Here is a 287-nt window from a genome sequence, read left to right on the forward strand (position 1 = left end):
ACGGTGTCGCGGTCGGTGGCCGAGGAAATCAAGACGAAGGGCATGGCTTGCAAGTCAGGATTGCCCTTGACCCGCTGCAGCAATTCCATGCCCGACAAACGGGGCATGCGCAGGTCGCAAAAGCATAGCGCGGGACGCAGGCCGGCTTCCAGTTGTTCCCACGCGGCCGCGCCATCTTCAGCCTCCACGATGTCATGCACACCACAGCTGTCGATCAGGTGCATCAACACAATGCGCGATACGACATCATCGTCCACCACCAGTACTTTCATTCCGCTCTCCACTGT

Annotated in this window: 1 protein-coding gene; it reads right to left on the bottom strand. The window is 59.2% G+C overall.

Going from position 1 to position 287, the window contains the following annotated elements; all coding sequences use genetic code 11:
* Positions 1–272 (bottom strand): response regulator (locus ACO0LB_RS20895; RefSeq protein ID WP_423052668.1); only part of this gene is annotated, 272 nt, incomplete at its 3' end.
* Between the last annotated feature and the right edge of the window lie 15 nt (positions 273–287).

Origin of the sequence: Undibacterium sp. SXout7W (assembly GCF_049339385.1) — a bacterium.
GTDB lineage: Bacteria > Pseudomonadota > Gammaproteobacteria > Burkholderiales > Burkholderiaceae_D > Undibacterium.